The 17133-nt window shown below is 60.7% G+C and carries 9 protein-coding genes and 2 pseudogenes; 9 read left to right on the top strand and 2 right to left on the bottom strand.

From position 1 onward, the window contains the following. The 5 genes and pseudogenes from OKC31_RS18095 to OKC31_RS18075 form a co-directional block, all read left to right on the top strand. Positions 1–237: pseudogene (locus tag OKC31_RS18095) on the top strand (Y-family DNA polymerase); the annotation flags it as partial. Between the two features lie 277 nt (positions 238–514). After that, positions 515–1594, top strand: a complete 1080-nt coding sequence (locus OKC31_RS18090; RefSeq protein WP_226632504.1) for a site-specific integrase — start codon at positions 515–517, stop codon at positions 1592–1594. Next, the gene (locus OKC31_RS18085; RefSeq protein ID WP_034039553.1) at positions 1587–3317 is read left to right on the top strand and encodes a site-specific integrase; all 1731 of its coding nucleotides are present in this window, start codon (positions 1587–1589) and stop codon (positions 3315–3317) included. Before OKC31_RS18090 ends, OKC31_RS18085 begins: the two co-directional genes overlap by 8 nt. Continuing rightward, positions 3314–5353 (top strand): hypothetical protein, encoded by a 2040-nt coding sequence (locus OKC31_RS18080; RefSeq protein WP_270657356.1) that lies wholly within the window; start codon positions 3314–3316, stop codon positions 5351–5353. The genes OKC31_RS18085 and OKC31_RS18080 overlap by 4 nt, the downstream gene beginning before the upstream one ends. Further along, entirely contained in the window at positions 5334–5798 is a 465-nt protein-coding gene (locus OKC31_RS18075) for a hypothetical protein (RefSeq protein WP_023443007.1), read from the top strand. Before OKC31_RS18080 ends, OKC31_RS18075 begins: the two co-directional genes overlap by 20 nt. Before the next feature lie 67 nt (positions 5799–5865). Here OKC31_RS18075 and OKC31_RS18070 read toward each other — a convergent pair whose 3' ends face one another. Then, positions 5866–8556, bottom strand: coding sequence for an AAA family ATPase (locus OKC31_RS18070; RefSeq protein ID WP_058131653.1), 2691 nt, complete (start codon positions 8554–8556; stop codon positions 5866–5868). A gap of 440 nt (positions 8557–8996) precedes the next feature. Further along, on the bottom strand, positions 8997–9554 hold the full coding sequence (locus tag OKC31_RS18065) for a TetR/AcrR family transcriptional regulator (protein WP_090519109.1): 558 nt from the start codon (positions 9552–9554) through the stop codon (positions 8997–8999). A gap of 179 nt (positions 9555–9733) precedes the next feature. Here OKC31_RS18065 and OKC31_RS18060 point away from each other — a divergent pair, with 179 nt between their 5' ends. The 4 genes and pseudogenes from OKC31_RS18060 to OKC31_RS18040 all read left to right on the top strand — a co-directional run. Then, positions 9734–10897, top strand: a complete 1164-nt coding sequence (locus tag OKC31_RS18060) for a multidrug efflux RND transporter periplasmic adaptor subunit TMexC2 (protein ID WP_088903431.1) — start codon at positions 9734–9736, stop codon at positions 10895–10897. 15 nt (positions 10898–10912) lie between these two features. Further along, positions 10913–14047: a multidrug efflux RND transporter permease subunit TMexD gene (gene tmexD, locus OKC31_RS18055; protein WP_101618153.1), complete on the top strand. Its 3135-nt coding sequence runs from the start codon at positions 10913–10915 to the stop codon at positions 14045–14047. Positions 14048–14051: 4 nt separating this feature from the next. Further along, positions 14052–15485, top strand: a complete 1434-nt coding sequence (locus OKC31_RS18050) for a multidrug efflux transporter outer membrane subunit TOprJ2 (RefSeq protein WP_088903432.1) — start codon at positions 14052–14054, stop codon at positions 15483–15485. A 429-nt stretch (positions 15486–15914) separates the two neighbouring features. Further along, positions 15915–16874, top strand: a pseudogene (locus OKC31_RS18040) (DinB/UmuC family translesion DNA polymerase); the annotation flags it as partial. Between the last annotated feature and the right edge of the window lie 259 nt (positions 16875–17133).

Below are 17133 nucleotides of genomic sequence, written 5' to 3'. Positions count from 1 at the left end.
ATCGTGGTGCTCTCCAACAACGATGGATGCGTGGTGTCGCGCAGCCCCGAAGCCAAGGCGATGGGTATCAAGATGGCTGGGCCCTACTTCAAGATCCGCGAGCAGTTCGAGGCGCATGGCGGTGTGGCGTTCAGCTCCAACTACGCGCTCTATGGAGACATGTCTGGCAGGGTGATGAGCACGTTGGAGACCATGGCCCCCGAGCTGGAGGTCTACTCCATCGATAAGAGTAAGTTGTATAGTGCGGACGCCTAAGCTATTGAGTTCTATCTATGGACATTGTTAAGCGTCCCAGGGGCGTTGAATGGCGACGCTAGAGCGCATTCATTTCGTGCCCCATTACCTCGTGCGCAGAGAGAACGCCGTCGCATACTCCCCCAGTAGCAGCCGGCCATCCATTGAGGGCTTGCCCCAAATCTTTTGGGCAGACTATGCACCTTGGAGGGAGGCAAACCTGTGGGCAGTGGAGCGAGCAACGACTGGTGACGCTTCTCTTAAGACCGTTGCCAGTAACATGAATGGCCTTCTCAATTACGCTAAATTTCTTGAATCTCGTGATTTGCAGTGGTTCGAGTTTCCCGCTCGCAAAGCTGACCGCTGCCTGGTGCTATACCGAGGGGCGTTGATCAAGATGCGCGATGCCGGCCAGATCGGCCCATCCACGGCGTCTGAGTACATGCGCAATTGCATCATGTTCTATCGGTGGGTAAGGCATAGGGAGCTTCTTTCTCCACACGTCCAGCTGTGGCGGGAAAAACCCTACGTCGTTAAATACTTCGACCGGGTGGGGTTCGAGCGAACGATCAGCGGAACCACCACCGACCTCAGCATCCCGAACCGTAAGCGCCCAGGCCAAACGCTTGAAGATGGGCTGTTGCCAGTCTCGGAGACCGATCGCGATGCAATTCTGGATTTCGCCGCAGAGAACGCCACGCCCGAGCTCTACCTCATGTTGGCCCTTGGATTTTTTACCGGGATGCGGCTCGGCAGCATCTGTGATCTCAAGATTCAGTCTCTGGAGCGCGCCGCCCCCGACCCTTCCGCTGAAGGGCTTCTACGCCTTGCAGTTGGTCCAGGCGCAGCTCCGCCAGTGCACACGAAATTCGGTGTGACTGGCCAGGTCTGGATACCCGAAGCGTTGCGTGATGAATTGCTGGAATATGCCAAAGGCTGGCGGAGGATGGAACGAGAGGCGAAAGCCTCGCCCGAGAATCGTGATTTGCTGTTCTTGACCCGCTTTGGTAACGCCTATGGCAGGCGCGGCACCGATCAGTCATCTGCTGTGAATGTTGAGATGTCCGAGTTTCGAAAACGGGGCGTCAAAGCAGAACTACAGGTGCTCCGTAAATTCCGCTTCCATCAGTCGCGCTGCACCTTCGGTACCGAATTGGCACGTCTGGCGCTATCGGCTTGTGCCGATGTCGCTATTGTAATTGCGACGGTCAGCGACGCGTTGCTCCATGGGCCTAACTCTGAAGCCACCACCTTCAAATACATCCGATTCGTACAGGCACTGCCGATCAAACAAGCCCTCTCAAATAGCTTCATGGCGGCATTTAGCGGGATCGGCGCTGGGGCGCGGCACGATGGATAGTTCCGAATTCGACCTCACTTTCCCGATGCTTGAGTATGGGGCCACTGAAACGCCCTGGGACCTCCGGCCGCTGCTGTTTCGCGGAGGTGCAGCAGCAAAGGTGAAGCATGTGGGCCGCCAGATCGCGCAGGGCGAACTCGGCAGTCCCTTGCCGGAACGTTTCGAGCTGGTGACGCAGCTGCATGAGCACATGACTGACGACCTTGCTGGTGGCGGAAGTCGCTTCTCGGTGCAGAACAAGATCAGTGCATTGCGCCGATTCTTTGCCTGGATCGATTCAGAAAACGTGAATCTCAGTCTCGAGACGGCGGCCGACACGTTCATTCGTTGGACCGATCACTTGCTCCAGCGTCATCGAGTCGAACGCAATTTCAGCGATGGGTCCCTGTACGATCTCACCAGGCTCACGGCGACGATGCTGGACCGAGCATTGGACCGCCAAGCAAGCCTGAGCAAGAGCACACGTATTCGCAAGCCGCGCGGCAAAGGCAAGGTACATACGAGCAAAGCGGACAAGCAGAATCTGCAAAACACCTTCGCATTCGGACACCTTCTAGCTGACGTATGCGAGGCATTGACCTGGAGGGGGACAATGGCCCCCCTCCCAGTTTGTATTTCGTTACGCACCGGCCAAGTGCTGGAACTATGGTCGGGATTGCAGAGCCCCGAGAAAGTAGCGGCCCGCCGTACCAGGCCGCAAAACCAAGCGCAAATCGAAGCATCCCTGGCGGCGCGTGCCGCCCACGATGCAGATCGGACACTGCGGACCCGTTTCCCCATCGTCAATTTACGGATCGAGAGTGAATTGCTGATGTTCATCGCCCAGACCGGTCTGAACCTCCAGCAAGCACATACCCTGCGGGTTGAGCAGTTTCATTACACCAGCCACATAGACGGCTACCAGGTACGTACCTACAAAAATCGACGGGAAGGAGAAGTGCTATTCGAGATCTTTGCCAGTTATCGAGAGTGGTTCGAGCGCTATCTCGAATGGCGTTCCGAATGGTTTCCCAATGAGCCGGATGGTTTGCTCTTTCCGCTTATACGTAGCGGGGGACGAATCCTAGAAGAGGCGACGCAGTTCACGAACGTTACGCGCATCTGCCGCGAGCTTGGCATACCGATAGTGAGACCGCGAAAACTGCGCGGGACGCGCATCAACTGGTTGCTTCGGGAGTCCCAGAATCCCCAACAGGTTGCGGAGTTGGCCCAGCATACGGTGCAAACGCTGATACGCGTATATGCCGACCCCCATCCGCAGATCGCTATGGTGGAAATTACGCGCTTCCATCAGCAAACCGATCCGTCCCTTTCACCTCCTGCTCCTGGTAGATGTGTATCGGCCACACCTGAACCAGTGGGCACGATGCCGAAGAATGGTCCGCGACCCGACTGCATCAATGCTGCCGGTTGCCTGTTCTGTACCCAGCACCGGGATATCGAAAGTGAGGATCATGTGTGGTCTCTCGGTAGCTTGCGCCACCTCAAATCGCTTGAACTGGCACGCTACCGCCCATCCAGTTCGGGTAAGCACCTGACGACAGAGCATCCGGCCCTGCTGGTGATCGATCGGCTGACGGCCAAACTGCGCTTCTTCGAAGAAAGTAGCGAGGTCCGCAGGCTTTGGGTCGAAGAAGCCAGAGCGCGCATAAGTGAAGGTGACTACCACCCGGCCTGGGATGGCTTCATCCGATTGGCAGAACTGCGACAAAGATCAGCATGACGAAAAATATTCTTTCCGAACTTGGCCTCGGCATCGACTCGCCCCTAGCGATTCCTGATGCGCCGAACTACCGTCCGCCGTGCTGGCCACCGCAGCGTGATTGGCCGGTCATCATAGATGCCGCTGGCCAGGTGGTGAGCCGTTGGGGCGATGCCATTTGGCGGCTCGACCCATGGGCGGGAAAACGGCTCACTCTCAATTTCGGCGATGGCCCAGCTAAGAAATATGTCGCCGCGATCGATCCTGCGAACGCCGATTTATTGCGGACCGTAATCGGCTGGTGGCTATACGGCCCCAATGGAGCCCGTGGATACCGAGGCCTGAAAACGCGCTTCGACCAGATGCGTCGGCTGTTCGTCTTGTGCACTCAAGAAGGCATTCTCGCATCCGAACTGAGTCATTTTCCGCGCGTTGCCAACCGTCTCCCGGAGGTGCTCCAGGCTTCCCGGTCCGGTGAGTTCTTGGCATTGCTGCACGAACTGTACGAGCGGCGGGATGCGCTGGGGTTCACCTTGTTGGATCGCGCAGGGTTGGCACGCCTCGCAGCGGCCATGCCCGACCACCAGAAGCTCCAGACCCCCTATATCCCGCCCCGCATTTGGCACTATCAAATCACACGCTTGCGCGAATGCCTGGATGACTTTTTGGCGCATCGAGGCCAAGTCGAGGAGTGCTTCCGCTTCTGTCTGGCTGCCTATCGGCACAACTCTGCCAGTCTCCAAGGACAACGCAGGCCACAATCGTTCTATCCGTTTCAGTGGCCGTCGGATGGATCAAACGGAAAGTGGACTGGGCGGCAGTACTACGGCCCATTCATCGACACCGCGCATCGGTTTGGCATGGTGGAACTATTTCGTCGCTGGCTGGGAGTGAGCGACGACGAAATTCGCATTCAAACTCTGAGTCGCTACCTCAACCTCGTGAGTCGATCTGGACTGTGCTATCTGCTGAACTTCAGCCTCATGCGAGTCGAAGAGGCTTGGAACCTGCGCGCCGATTGCTTGCACATAGAACGTGATCCGCAGTTTGGCGACATCCATGTATTGTGCGGACGAACGACCAAGACGATGTCGGATTCTGAGGCACTTTGGGTGACGTCCCCGTCAGCTCAGGTGGCAGTTGAAGCCATGCGTGTGGTCGCAGACCTCCGCGCAGAATGCGACTCTCCCCCCGGCGAGGCCTCGGTGCCGGATGATCCGGCCAAGCGCTATCTGCTTGATTATTGCCTTGAACCGTGGGGAACGAAGTTCACCAAGATCAACCGCACGATTCGGCCATCGATTCCGAGCTATGCCCATGTGCTTCAGTGGTTCGACAAGCTGTTCGACCGTGAGCAATTGCGCATTACGCCGGAAGATTTCGAATTGGCTCGGTTGGTGACGCCGACGCTGACCGACGAGTTTGCGGTCGGCAAAATCTGGCCGTTGGCCTGGCATCAACTCCGACGAACCGGCGCAGTGAATATGCAGGCATCCGGGCTGGTCAGCGACGCTTCATTGCAGTTTCAGCTAAAGCACGTCGCCAGAGCGATGAGTCTCTACTACGGGCAAAACCATTCCAGGGTACGGCTGGAAGAGAAGGCCCATACCTACTACGTCCGCACCATGTACGAAACTTTGGGTAGGCAGCTGCAACAGCTGACGAGCAACCGATTCGTCAGCCCCCACGGCGAGAAGCGAAAATCTGAGATTGTCCGCCTAATCTCAGCCTCTGATGCTAAGAAAGCGATCAATCTGGCTAAGAAGGGGACGGTCACTCATCGACCGATTTTGCTGGGCATCTGCACGAGCCGTACCCCCTGTCCCTATGGGGGCATCGACAATATCGCTCGCTGCGGAGGGGGCGACTCCCCCGGAGAAACCAAACCATGTGCGGACGTTCTCTATGACCCCGAGCAACTCGACGAAGTCGAAGTGTTGGAGGCGGTATTGGATGAGCGCCTGGCCGCTGCCGAGGTAGACAGTCCGCTAAGGACTTCGTTGGAAGCCCAGAAACGTAGTGTGGAGAATTATCGCCATGTCATCCGGCAAACATGAATCCGCTGACCCGGCTAAGCGAATGAGTGCCGGCGAGCAGTATCGCGCAGCGTTCGAGCGGCTGAAGAGCAACAAGCCCGAACGACTGCCGAAGGGGACGCCCGTAAGTCAGAACAACGTTGCCAAGGAGGCCGGCAGCGACCCCTCTGCACTGAAAAAAGCTCGTTTCCCCCTACTGATCGCTGAGATCCAAAAGTACGTGGAAGGACACGCTGAGCAACGTCCGCCATCAGTGCGCCAAGTCAGCTTATTAGCCCGCAGAAAAAATCGTGGACTTCGAGAACGGATCGAGGAAATCACGCAGCAGCGTGACCACCTAGCCAGCCTACTCAGTGAGGCCGACGCCACCATTCTTGAGCTGTACGACCGTATTGCGGACTTGGAGCGCCAACTGCCGGCCTCCAATGTGCTTCCTCTTGATCCGCGAGGCCACAAAAAACTTTGAAACGGAGAGCTCGCAATATTCGAAAGAAACACAGCCATGCCCGACCAGCCCGGCATGAAACGTCGGGCTAGCCGCCGAAGAGCTTCTTGCGTTGCGCGGTCCGCTCCCGGCGTAGATTCTCGTAGGCAGTTCGGCGTTTAGTCGCGTTTTTGATTAATTCCAGGACCTGGGCGATATCGCCGAGCAACTCCTCACGCGCGGGAAGCGGTAGTTGGCGCTCGCCTGGGGTGTCGTGGGCCTCGGTAGCTTCGCAGGCCCGCGCATACACTGCCAGCAACTGCTCCCACTCCTCTGCGGGGTGGCCAATGACAGCACCAAATGCTTCTACGCTCACCACATCGCTGAACGGCTGGACGGTATTGTTCAAAAAAACCTCGCGTATGGCGCGCTCGACAGTGCCTCGGAGGCTTGAGTATCCCGATGCGATTTGCCGCTCAAGCTCATCATCCGGGTCGCTGCCGACCGGAACGTTCAGTGCTTTCGCACGACTTTCGAGATCGGCCAGGCGGGCCTTGGTGTCCATCGTCGTCCACGTCAGCCCCTCGCTCACTAGTCCCGGCGACTCGTCCCAACCGATGGTCTTGTAGCTGGCCGAGCGATCAGCGCGCTGAAGCGCCATCGCGAGCTCGGTCAGGAACACCGCATCATGGGTGAACACCAGCACTTGGCGGGTCTCAGCCAGCGCTACCAAACGCCGAGCTATGGCCCGACGATATACGTGATCCAGCGACGTAGACGGATCGTCGAAAATAACGGTCGAAGTATGTGGCAGGGATTCGAGCTCGGCGAGGAACATAGCCATCCCCAACGCGCGCTGCTCGCCCTCTGACAGCACCTTGGAGGCTTTCGCCGTGATTTCCTGCAGGCGCAGCGTGACCTTGGTCACCCCCAGCTCTGTGCGCCCGCTCAGGTCGGGTTGCACCCGTCGCTTATAGCCCAGGGCTTTCAACTCAGCATTCATAGAAGCGGCCAGAGCCTCGGTCACATGCGTCGCCGCCAGGGACGTCAGTTTGCGTGACACTGCCGCTGGGTTGAGGGCGGCATGGCAGCGGCTCAATGTGGCATGGACCTGACTGTCCTGAACAAAGCGCTCCACCGCGCCAAGCTGGTTGGCGAGGCGTTGTCGGGCTTCTAGCTCTGCCAGTTCTTGGGTCAGCGCCAAGCGTAGAGCGGGATCGGCAGAGGTCCGCAGGGTATTGGCGTCGACTCGGAGCGAAGCAGCTTTGGCGGCGAAGAGACTATCGAGGTTTGCTTCGATAGGAAGCGGTTCTGACTCGGGGGACCAGTTTCCAGTTTGCAGGGCTTGGCTAACCCAAGTATGCCGGGCGGTCCAGACCGATGCCGCTGCGGTGATGGCAGCGTGTAGGTCGGGCAGTCGCTCCTCCACGTCAGCCCGTGTTGGCACATCCAGAACGTTTAGATCGACAGCCTGCACCTTCCCTAGAGCGTTCATGCGCGCAAGCGTGGCGGCTTGCGCATCCGCCGTGGCGCTGTCGGCGACAAATGCCGCGAAACGCCGCATGCGCTCCGAGGCATCCGTTGAATAAGGTTGCTGGCAGAGTACGCAGTAAGCGTCCGGTTCCAGGTGCGGGAAGGGATGTTCAGGGTATGCCGTCTGCTGAGAGAAAGCCTCAGCGGCTCGGTACATCGTTTGCCAGAGTTCAGCTCCTGTGCCTTCCAGCAGCGTGGCGGTGGGTGAGGACGTTACCGGCAACTCCATGGCGTTCAGTGTGTCTCGATCCTGAAGACGCGCTTGCGCCAGTTGCATGGCGAGATGCGCGGTTTTTTCCGTTGTAATCAGTTCCTTTGCCCGTGCTATGGCACGATCATTCACCCAGCGCTGGACTTCCTCGGCTCGACGCTGCGCCTGGTCCAAGCGTGTCGCCAAACGTTCCAAGGCCAGCGCCTGCGGCACAGGATCGCTTTCCAGTAATGTCCGCTTCAGAAACTCCAGTCGCCGGAGTTCATCGTCACCGACCGTCCCTAATCGAGCAAGCACGGCGCGGTCCGAGTCCCCACCTAATTTGGCGATGTAGCGGCCGACTTCGGTGTCACCCTTCAGCGGTTCGAATTGCCGGGTATCCAGAGCCAAGGCATTGCGTTCGGTCCCAATCCGTGCCTGTAAATCACGCTGAAGTAGGACCAGGCGCGTCAGATGAGTGAGTCCGTAGGGCTGAAATGCAGGGGTCCCTTCCGCGTCGATGTAGTCATTGGCACAGGCCGCGTCGTAGACCGAGACCGAACTCAAATGCAAATGGGCCGGCCCGTTCTGGACCCAACGTGCGGTTTCCGGAGTGCCATCCACCAAAATGGCGAAATCTGCTGATGGCAGTCTAGCTGGGGTTGCCGCCCCAAAAGCGTCGGGCAGGACCTCCACCCGATGCCGAGCGTTGCAGGCATTCTTGAAGACGCGGGCGTAGCCGGATTTGCCGGCGCCGTTATGACCAAAGAAAATGGTCATGCCCTCCGGTGCGAGGTCAAAGGCACGACCGGACGGGAAGCCGTTTACCTGGTCTAGCCCCGAGACACCCACCAACCGCACGGTTGCGCCACTTCCGGCGCCTGGTACGTCGTCCAGCGTGAATGGCCGTGCTCCCCCCGTGGTTGCGTCTTCCCGTTCTTGCTCGCGAACCATTCGCAGAATGGTCTCGATGTCATCTTGGGTTAGTTCGGCCCGGGCAAATATCCGGCGCAGTGCTTCCTGCTGCCAGGGTCTGAGTCCGCCGGCCCACCCAATAATCTCGTCCAACAATGGCATATCCGTCTCCTTTCCAGATCCGCCGATTAAAGGCCGCGCCCAGTTGGATGGCAAGTGGCCAGCGCCTTCGAGGTGCTTCGCCGTGTTCCGTTTGCCTGCCTTCCTGACCGCCACCCTAGTGGCTTGTCCGGTCGTGACGCTACACGGGCAGAATTTCTGCATGCTGGCCAGTATCAAGCCGCTCTAAAGTCCGCTACCGGAAAGCGCTGTTTAGCGGTGAGAGACGGGGAAAGTGCGGAAGCTACTACCGACGCAAGCGATGTGGTGAGCAGTCCTCAGGTATGTGCGAAATTGCACTCCTCTTGACCACCAATTTGGGTTGGCGTTGACCACGGATTGCGTTCAACTTGACCAGGGCGTGTCACTGTCACGACCGTCAGAGAACGGCCAAAAACGGACACCGCCAACCCGTTGGAAAAAAAACTGAGCGTTGCTTTCCGTTAAGTTTGGTAGTTGCAAGCCCCGTTCAGGAAGAATTGCTCGATCAACGCCGCCATACCTGCGCGTGCGATACGGCCGCGGCGCTCGGCGTCTACCAGGCCGAAGATCAAGGAGGAGAAGATTTCGGTAAGCGCCGGGGCACCGATATCGATACGGAATACGCCCAGTTTTTGCCCGCGGAGAAAGAACTCGTCCAGCGTTTCCGAGTAAGGCAGCCATCGGCAGCCGCCTGCATCTAAATCAAACGTGTCCGGGCGCCACTGGAATGAGAGGAATACCAACAACTCCCTGTGAATCAAATGGCCTTCGATCAGACGATGCAATGCGTCCAAGGGCGCCGCCTCAAGATCGGCATCGGCAATGACCCTATAAATAACCACCGAACCATGATTCAGAAGCATCTCGATCAGGTTGTCGCGGGTGCCGCAAAACCTGTTGAGCGTCGCCTTGCTGACCCCCGCTGCCTGGGCTATTTCTTTGAACGTGGCTCGCGGGTGGTCAACGATGGCGATCGCCAGGGCCTTCAGCAATTTCTCATCGGCAGCAGTTAAATCCATCGGTCACTCTTTATCTATCGCGGGCAGATGCGGGTATTTTGCCTAGAACACTCATTTTTCTCAAAGAGGATACTAGCTTTGTTCACACCAAAATCAAATGAGTCAATATTGACTTATTTGATTTTTGCGTGGATCATGCGCGGCTTCGACTACGTACTGGCTTCGCGCTTGGGTGAGATATGAACAAATTCCGCGAATGGATCACTTTTTCCGTGATCTCCTATTTGATCGCCGTGACCCTGGTTGGCTGCGACAAGCCCGAAGAGCAACGGGAAGAGGCGCCAGCGCGTGAAGTCGATGTGCTCAGCGTGAAGACCGAGCCCTTCACAGTGTTCGCCGAGCTACCAGGGCGCATCGAGCCGGTGCGTGTCGCCGAGGTGCGCGCGCGGGTGGCGGGGATCGTGCTCAAGCGCACCTTCGAGGAAGGGGCCGACGTGAAGGCCGGTGACGTGCTGTTCCAGATCGACCCTGCGCCGTTCAAGGCGGCCCTGTCGCGGGCGGAAGGTGAACTGGCTCGCGCCGAGGCGCAGCTGTTCCAGGCTCAGGCGATGGTTCGCCGTTACGAACCACTGGTGAAGATCGACGCCGTCAGCCAGCAGGATTTCGACAACGCCATGGCCGCTCTGCAGAGCGCCCAGGCCGACAAGCGCTCGGCCCAGGCCAATGTCGAAACTGCCCGCCTGGACCTGGGTTATGCCGAGGTTCGCGCCCCCATCGCCGGGCGTATCGGTCGCGCCCAGGTCACCGAAGGGGCTCTGGTAGGCCAGGGCGAAGCCACGCTGCTGGCACGTATCCAGCAACTCGATCCGGTGTACGCCGACTTCACCCAGCCTGCTGCCGATGCCCTGCGCCTGCGCGCGGCAATCGCCGAGGGCAAGGTTGCCGGTGCGAGCGACCAGCCGCTGTCGCTGCGTGTCGACGGTACCGATATCGAGCGCAAGGGCACGCTGCTGTTCACCGATATCTCGGTGGATCGCAGCACCGGGCAGATCGCCCTGCGAGGCCAGTTCGACAACCCCGAGGGCGTGCTGCTGCCGGGTATGTACGTGCGTGTGCGCACACCGCAAGGGCTCGACCAGAACGCCATCCTGGTGCCGCAACGTGCCGTGCAGCGTTCGGCTGACGGCCAGGCCAGCGTGATGCTGCTGGGGGAGGGCGATACCGTCGAGGCGCGCCAGGTCACCACCGGTGCCATGCAGGGCTCGCGCTGGCAAATCAGCGAGGGCCTGCAGGTCGGCGACAAGGTGATCACCAGCTCGCTGGCGGCTATCCGTCCGGGCGCCAAGGTCATCCCCCGCGAGCAAGATGCCGCCGAAGCCGCTCCACAGTCCCAGGTGCAGTAAGCCGGAGAACCTCTCATGTCCCTGTTTTTCATCCGGCGCCCCAATTTCGCCTGGGTAGTCGCCCTGTTCATCTCGCTGGGTGGCCTGCTGGCCATCCCGTTCCTGCCGGTGGCGCAGTACCCCAACGTGGCGCCGCCGCAGATCACCGTGACCGCCACCTATCCCGGCGCTTCGGCGCAGGAGCTCACCGACTCGGTGACCAGCGTCATCGAGGAAGAACTCAACGGCGCCAAGAACCTGCTGTACTTCGAGTCCACCAGCAACGCCAACGGCATCGCCGAGATCACCGTCACCTTCCAGCCAGGGACCGACCCCGAACTGGCCCAGGTTGACGTGCAGAACCGTCTGAAGAAGGCCGAGGCACGCATGCCGCAGGCCGTGCTGACGCTCGGCATCCAGACCGAGCAGGCCACCGCCGGCTTCCTGCTGATCTATGCGCTGAGCTACACCGATGGCGACAAGGACGCCAACGTCACGGCGCTGGCCGATTACGCCGCGCGCAACATCAACAACGAAATCCGTCGCGTGAACGGCGTCGGCAAGCTGCAGTTCTTCGCCTCCGAGGCGGCCATGCGCGTGTGGATCGATCCGCAGAAGCTGGTCGGCTACGGCCTATCCATCGATGACGTGAACAACGCCATCCGCGCGCAGAACGTGCAGGTGCCGGCCGGTGCCTTCGGCAGCACGCCGGGTTCCAGCGAGCAGGAGCTGACGGCGACCCTGGCGGTCAAGGGTACCCTGGACAACCCGCAGGAATTCGCCGCCATCGTGCTGCGTGCCAACCAGGACGGCTCGCGCCTGACCCTGGGCGACGTGGCGCGCATCGAGGTCGGCAGCCAGGACTACAACTTCGGCTCGCGCCAGGACGGCAAGCCCGCCGTTGCCGCCGCCGTGCAGCTGTCGCCCGGTGCCAACGCGATCCAGACCGCCGAGGCGGTCAAGCAGCGTCTGACCGAGCTGTCGGCCAACTTCCCGGACAACGTCGAGTTCTCCGTGGCGTACGACACCTCGCGCTTCGTCGACGTGGCGATCGACAAGGTCATCATGACCCTCATCGAGGCCATGGTGCTGGTGTTCCTGGTGATGTTCCTGTTCCTGCAGAACGTGCGCTACACCCTGATCCCGTCCATCGTCGTGCCGGTGTGTCTGCTCGGTACGCTGACCTTCATGTACCTGCTTGGCTTCTCGGTGAACATGATGACCATGTTCGGCATGGTGCTGGCCATCGGCATCCTGGTGGACGACGCCATCGTGGTGGTGGAGAACGTCGAGCGGATCATGGCCGAGGAAGGCCTGGCGCCGGTGCCGGCGACCATCAAGGCGATGGGGCAGGTGTCCGGGGCGATCATCGGTATCACCCTGGTGCTGTCGGCGGTGTTCCTGCCGCTGGCCTTCATGGCCGGCTCGGTGGGGGTGATCTACCAGCAGTTCTCGCTGTCGCTGGCGGTGTCGATCCTGTTCTCGGGCTTCCTCGCGCTGACCTTCACCCCGGCGCTGTGCGCCACGCTGCTCAAACCGATCCCCGAAGGCCATCACGAGAAGACCGGTTTCTTCGGCTGGTTCAACCGCAAGTTCACCGCCCTGACCGGCCGCTACACCAAACTCAACGGCAAGCTGGTGCCGCGCGCCGGGCGGGTGATGTTCATCTACCTGGGCGTGGTGGTGCTGATGGGTTTCTTCTACCTGCGCCTGCCGGAATCCTTCGTGCCGGTGGAAGACCAGGGCTACATGATCGTCGACATCCAGTTGCCGCCAGGCGCCACCCGTGAGCGCACCTCGGCCACGGGTGAGGAGCTGGAAGAGTTTCTGATGGCCCGCGAGGCCGTGCAGACGTCCTTCCTGGTCCTCGGCTTCAGCTTCTCCGGCATGGGTGAGAACGCGGCCATTGCCTTCCCGCTGCTCAAGGACTGGTCCGAGCGAGATTCTTCGCAGTCGCCGGAAGCCGAGTCGGCTGCGGTCAACCAGCACTTCGCCAACCTCGATGACGGCGCGATCATGGCGGTGCCGCCACCGCCGGTCGAAGGCCTGGGCAACTCGGGTGGTTTCGCCCTGCGCCTGCAGGACCGCGCCGGCCTTGGCCGCGATGCCCTGTTGGCAGCGCGCGATGAAGTGCTGGGCAAGGTCAACGGCAATCCGAAGTTCCTCTACGCCATGATGGAAGGTCTGGCCGAGGCGCCGCAGCTGCGCCTGGTGATCGACCGTGAGCAGGCGCGCACGCTGGGAGTCAGCTTCGAAGCGATCAGCAGCGCGCTGTCCACTGCGTTCGGCTCGTCGGTGATCAACGACTTCGCCAACGCCGGCCGCCAGCAGCGCGTGGTGGTACAGGCCGAACAGGCCGAGCGCATGACACCGGAAAGCGTCCTGCGCCTGCATGTGCCCAACGACAGCGGCAGCCTGGTACCGCTGAGTGCTTTCGTCACCACGAGCTGGGAAGAAGGCCCGGTGCAGGTCGCGCGTTACAACGGTTACCCGTCGATCCGCATTGCCGGTGACGCCGCGCCCGGCGTGAGCACTGGCGAGGCGATGCTCGAACTGGAGCGCATCGCTGCCGAGCTGCCCGAAGGTATCGGTTACGAGTGGACCGGGCTGTCGTATCAGGAGCGGGTCGCCAGCGGGCAGGCGACGATGCTGTTCGCCCTGGCCATCACCGTGGTGTTCCTGCTGCTGGTGGCGCTCTACGAGAGCTGGGCGATCCCGCTGACGGTGATGCTGATCGTGCCGGTCGGCGCACTCGGCGCGGTACTGGCGGTGACTGCTATCGGCCTGCCCAACGACGTGTACTTCAAGGTCGGCCTGATCACCGTGATCGGCCTGGCGGCGAAGAACGCCATTCTCATCGTCGAGTTCGCCAAGGACCTGTGGGAAGACGGCTACTCGCTGCGCGATGCTGCTGTCGAAGCCGCGCGCCTGCGTTTCCGCCCGATCATCATGACCTCCATGGCGTTCATGCTCGGCGTGGTGCCGCTGGCCATCGCCACTGGCGCCGGCGCTGCGAGCCAGCGCGCACTGGGCACCGGGGTGCTGGGCGGGATGCTCAGCGCGACCATGCTCGGGGTGATCTTCGTGCCGATCTTCTTCGTCTGGGTGCTGTCGCTGCTGCGCACCAAACCTCAGCAAACCGACAACCATCCCCTGCATAAAGCGGAGTAATGCGATGACCTCTCACTTCATGCTCCGTCGCGCTCTGCTGCCCCTGGCCATCGCCGCCCTGGCGGGTTGTTCGCTGGCCCCGACCTACGAGCGCCCGCAGGCACCGGTCGCGTCGCACTGGCAAGCCGCCGACGCGGAGGGCACCCGTGCCCAGGCGCTGGACTGGCAGACCTTCATCGTCGATGCCGACTTGCGCCGCGCGGTGGATACGGCGCTGAGCAACAACCGCAGCCTGCGCCAGGCGCTGCTGGATATCGAAGCTGCGCGTGCCCAGTACCGCATCCAGCGTGCTGATCGCCTGCCTTCGATCAACGCCAATGCCAGCGGCAACCGCCAGCGCCTGCCTGCCGATCTGTCGCAGACCGGGCGCTCGGAAGTGACCAGCAACTATCAGGTCGGCCTCGGCCTCGCGGAGTACGAAGTCGACCTGTTCGGCCGCGTGCGCAACCTCTCCGAGGCCGCGCTGGAGACCTACCTGGCGACCGAGGAGGCGACCCGTGCCACGCAGATCAGCCTGGTTGCCGAGGTCATCCAGGCCTACCTGACCCGCGATGGTGCGCTACGCCGCATGGCCCTGGTCGAACAAACCCTGGACAGCCGCATGGCCTCGCTGGAGCTGGTCAGCCAGCGCCGTGCAGCGGGGGCCGCCACCGCCCTGGATTACCAGGAAGCGGTCGGCCTTGCCGAACAGGCTAGGGCCGAGCGCGAGAGCACCGAACGCCAGTTACGCCAGGCGGACAACGCCCTGGTCCTGTTGCTCGGCACGCCAGATGCCGCTCGCCTGCTGCCCGCGACGCCCCGCGACGACCTGATGGTGCTGCAGGACATCGCCCCCGGCACCAGCTCGGAACTGATCGAACGGCGCCCGGACATTCTCGCCAGCGAGCACCGCCTCAAGGCGCGCAATGCCGATATCGGTGCAGCTCGCGCCGCGTTCTTTCCCCGGATCAGCCTGACCGGTTCGGTGGGCAGCTCCAGTGCCGAGTTGTCCGGATTGTTCGATGGCGGCTCGCGGGCCTGGAGCTTTGCCCCGACGCTGTCGCTGCCGATCTTCGCCGGTGGCCGCAACCGCGCCAACCTGGACCTCGCCGAAGTGCGCCAGGACGCGGCGGTGGCCGACTACGAAGGCACCATCCAGACCGCCTTCCGCGAAGTGGCCGATGCCCTGGCCGCCACCGACACCCTGCGCCGCGAGGAGGCTGCCCGCCAGGCTCTGGCCGGTTCCAGCGAGGCTGCGATGGCCCTGGCTAAGGCGCGTTACGAGGGCGGCGTGGACGACTACCTGCGTTATCTTGACGCCCAGCGCAGCACCTTTAGCAACCAGACCACACTAATTCAAATCAGCACGGAACGGCAGATTGCGCTGGTTGACCTGTTCAGGTCTCTGGGCGGTGGCTGGGGCCAAACTGAACCGATGGCCGGGATCGGCGCTGAGTGAGCAAAGCCAGGAGTCCTGCATCCGAAGACCGGACTCTGGCTCCATCACCGGTGAGCTACTGGTCATCGACGGGGCAATCGTCTGATCGAGAATAAGACTGTCTGACGACTGGCAGGCCTATGGATTATTGGTGGCAGCAGCTAACGGCTCTATAAAGAGCTGCAAAAAATCACTGTAACGCATGATTGACTGACTGCTTCTGGCCGGTTTCTGCCTGTTGCGTCTCTGCTGCCCACTGGCCAAGTCGGATGCACGCGGTGGTCAGTACCAATGCAATTGACTGGTCAAATGGGTGCAATTGCGCAGGTATGGACTTCAAGCCCCAATTTCCTGGAAAAGAGGTTCTTTCTATGGACATCCGACATCAGAGATTGAGTAGCGGAATGTCTGAGCTGAAGTCATGTCCATGGCTGTTCTTCTTTCCTTTACGTTGATGAAGCATTCCTGTCACTGTCGGAGTCGTTTGCCGGGGACCTGACAGCCTATGGACAACAGATCCGGCAGCGAGTGTGGCAGTGGACCGGCCTAACGGTAGGGGTTGGGATCGGCCCCACCAAGACCCTCGCCAAGCTGGCCAACTATGCAGCCAAGAAGTGGCCTGCCACGGGCGGCGTCGTGGACTTGCGTGACGAGCTGCGCCGTGCCCGGCTGATGGCTATCACCCCGGTGGACGAGGTGTGGGGCATAGGACGGCGCTTGGGGGCCAAGTTGGTGGCACAAGGCATCAACACCGTGGCTGACCTGGTGGCTAGCGACGCCAAAGGGTTACGCGCCCAATACGGCGTGGTGGTCGAGCGAATCGTACAGGAGCTGCGTGGCCTGCCTTGCGCAGAGCTGACCGTTGAACCGGCGGCGAAGCAGCAGATCCTCTCGAGCCGTTCCTTTGGTGAGCGCGTGACTGACCGTGGAGAAATGGCCCAAGCGTTGTCAGGCTTTATGGCTCGCGCAGCCGAGAAGTTGCGGGCCGAGGGGATGTGTTGCCAACGGGTGCACCTGTTCGTGCGAACCAGCCCCTTTGACGAACGAGCTCCTTACTACAGTGAGCAGGCTGGCGTCCGACTGGTCTGCCCTAGCGATGATACCCGGTTGCTGCTGCAGCAAGTGAACGTGCTGCTACCGCAGATTTGGCGCGACGGTTACCGCTATCAGAAGGGGGGCGTCATGCTGAGTGAGTTCACCCCCAAGGGGCAACAACAGGCAGATCTGTTTGCCCCGTCCTCCGCTCAATCGGACGCGCTGATGGCAGTGATGGACCAGATCAAAGCCAAGGGATTGGGGCGAGTAGGCTTTGCCAGCCAAGGTACGGGGTCGCCTGAGTGGATGATGCGACAAGAGCTCCTGAGCCCCTGTTACACCACCCGCTGGGAGGACCTGCCGGTGGCCAGGTAAGTGGATACAGTAATGTGCCTACCGTTTGCTAGATGTGGTACCCCACGTGGTACCCCAATACGAGGTTTTAGGATGATTTCTCAAGATCGACAAGTCGCGGCAGCAGAGCTTAAAGAAGGTGCAACCGCAACCCGATTTGCTATCAGCTCTAAACATGGTAACGGGTTTGCATATTCCGGCCGATCATGAACACCGATTCTGGTTCAACGTGAACACCATTTCCGGACCAACGTGAACGCTCATTCCGGTTCAACCTGAA

It is taken from the genome of Aeromonas sp. Y293-4 (assembly GCF_027705905.1).
Lineage (GTDB): Bacteria > Pseudomonadota > Gammaproteobacteria > Enterobacterales > Aeromonadaceae > Aeromonas > Aeromonas veronii.
Note: the sequence above shows the minus strand (reverse complement) of the source record. Positions and strands in the feature narration are given on the sequence as shown.